This window comes from Clostridium sp. HV4-5-A1G (genome assembly GCF_900184915.1).
Taxonomy (GTDB): Bacteria; Bacillota; Clostridia; order Clostridiales; family Clostridiaceae; genus Clostridium_B; species Clostridium_B aromativorans.
Map to the genome: position 1 here is coordinate 1 of NZ_FXYI02000298.1, position 2,458 is coordinate 2,458.

General features: G+C 30.1%; 3 protein-coding genes. All 3 read left to right on the plus strand.

The window, feature by feature from the left end; translation table 11 throughout:
* Positions 1-124: 124 nt before the first annotated feature.
* From J5G60_RS17935 to J5G60_RS17945, 3 genes are read left to right on the plus strand one after another with little or no spacing between them, the layout of a single operon-like run.
* Positions 125-337, plus strand: a complete 213-nt coding sequence (locus J5G60_RS17935; protein ID WP_150359042.1) for a sigma factor G inhibitor Gin — start codon at positions 125-127, stop codon at positions 335-337.
* Entirely contained in the window at positions 316-1,770 is a 1,455-nt protein-coding gene (locus J5G60_RS17940) for an aminotransferase class I/II-fold pyridoxal phosphate-dependent enzyme (protein ID WP_150359041.1), read from the plus strand. Before J5G60_RS17935 ends, J5G60_RS17940 begins: the two co-directional genes overlap by 22 nt.
* 18 nt (positions 1,771-1,788) lie before the next feature.
* A complete protein-coding gene (locus J5G60_RS17945; RefSeq protein WP_207876612.1) occupies positions 1,789-2,457 on the plus strand; it encodes a dTMP kinase in 669 nt (222 codons plus the stop codon).
* Position 2,458 lies beyond the last annotated feature (1 nt).

Here is a 2,458-nt window from a genome sequence, read left to right on the forward strand (position 1 = left end):
ATATTATATTAATGTAAGAAAAAAATTAACAGTAAAATTGAATATCATATACGTTAAAATGTAAGAATCTAAATGATAAAATTAATTTACTAATTTACAAATAGGACTTACTAGGAGGATATGAATGAAAAAAAAATATTGTATCATATGTGGAAAGCCTTTAAGTAATGGTATAATAATATATGGCAGAGGAATTTGTTCCTGCTGTGAAGAAAGATTAATTAAGTTGGAAAATAATTTGGATTTTTACGAATACTATAGAAAAAGAATAAAAAAGACTATAGTTCATTATATAATAAGAGGAGAGACAATACATTGTCAGAATTACCGCTTTTAGAGGGAATTTTAAAATATATTAAAGAGAATAATATATCATTTTGTATGCCCGGACATAAAAATGGAAGGGGATTTTATAATACTTCTATAGGAAGGGAATTTGCGGACAATATTTTAAAGTTTGATATTACAGAAGTAGATGGGGTAGACAATCTTCATAATCAAAAAGATATAATATTAGATGCAAGTGGACATCTTAGAGATTTTTACGGAAGTAAAAAATCTTACTTTTTAGTTAATGGCAGTACCTCCGGAAATATGATAATGCTATTTAGCAGTTTTAATGAAGGCGATAAGATCTTAGTGGAGAGAAACTGTCATAGTTCTATATTTAACGGTATAATTATGAGGAAGTTAAAACCTGTATATTTAAAAAATATTATAAGTAAAAGATTAAATGCTCCTATTTCTATAGATCTGGAGCATTTTTTACAGGTTTTAAAAAGAAATAAAGATGCAAAGGGCATTGTAGTAACCTATCCTAATTATTATGGTATATGCAGCAATTTGAAATTTATAGTTGAAGAGGCTAAAAAATATAATATGAAGGTACTAGTGGATTGTGCCCACGGAGCCCATTTTGGAGTTCATCCAGATTTACCGGAAAATGCAGTAAAATTGGGAGCGGATATGGTAGTTACAAGTGCTCATAAAACCTTATGTAGTTTGACCCAAAGTGCTTATCTACATGTTAACAATGAAAATGATGTTGATAAAGCAGATTTTTACTTCGATGCGTTTTCGAGTACAAGTCCTTCTTATATAGCACTTTGCTCTATGGATTACGCTAGATTCTATTTAGAAAAATACGGATATAGAGATTATGAGAGACTTATTAAAAGAAATCAGTATTATAAGGGGAAAATAGATTCTATAGAGGGATTGAGCATAATTGGTAAAGAAGATATATTAAAATTTAATAGGAGCTGTATTGTAGATAAAAATATTTCAAGTGTATGGGATATAGATACAACCAGGTATACTATAAATTTGAATAAAAATTTTAGTGGGAATCTGTTGTTGAAGTACTTGAGAAAATCGGGAATACAGTGTGAAATGGGTGACAGTTCCAATGTAGTGCTTATTTTTTCGCCTTTTAATAGAGAAGAAGAATATGAGAAATTATACAATTCGTTGAGAAATTGCAATTTAAATTATTTTAAGTGTAGGAAATCAAGTATAATTGAGTATGGTGTACCTGAGATTAAGATGATGCCCTATGAAGCTTTAGAAGCGAAAAAGAAAAGCGTCAATTTAAATGAGTCTGTAGGGAAGATAAGTGGAGTAAATGTAATACCGTATCCGCCGGGAGTACCAGTATTGTTAATAGGAGAATTGATAGATAGAGATGTTGTAAGAGTCATTAAATATTATATTGATAGTGGATCGGATCTAATAGGGGTAAAAGATAATAAGATAAAAATTATAAAATAGATTTTGGAGGAAATTAAATTGAGCACATCATTAAAGGGAAAACTTATAGTTATAGAAGGATGTGATGGAAGCGGCAAGGCAACCCAGACAAAAATGCTTTATGAAAGACTTCTGAATGAAAAATATAATGTGAAAAAAGTGGAATATCCTGATTATACTAGTCAATCTTCAGCTCTGGTTAAAATGTATTTAAATGGAGATTTCGGGAAAAACCCCGAAGATGTAAGCGCCTATGTGGCTTCTACTTTTTATGGTGTCGATAGGTTTGCATCCTATAAGATGAAGTGGAAAGAGTTCTACGAACAGGGTGGAATAGTATTGGCAGATAGATATACTACGGCAAATATGATACACCAGGCTTCTAAAATTGATGATATTAAAGAGAAAAATAAGTTTTTAGAGTGGCTGTGGAATTTCGAATTTTGTATATTTGGTCTTCCGGTACCGGATTGTGTGATATTTCTAGATATGCCCCCTGAATACAGCAGACAACTTGTTATTTATAGAGACAATAAATTTACAGGGAATTCTGTAAAAGATATACATGAAAGCAACTATCATTATTTAATTAAATCCTATGAAAATGCGCTGTATATTGTTAGTAAGTATAACTGGAATAAGGTTTCTTGTATACAGGATAAGAGGATAAAAAGTATAGATGAAATACATAAAATATATATTTTTTAGT

Bases quoted from the DNA above. Each gene is read 5' to 3' on its own strand.
- J5G60_RS17935 (WP_150359042.1), top strand. From the start codon at position 125: ATGAAAAAAAAATATTGTATCATATGTGGAAAGCCTTTAAGTAATGGT.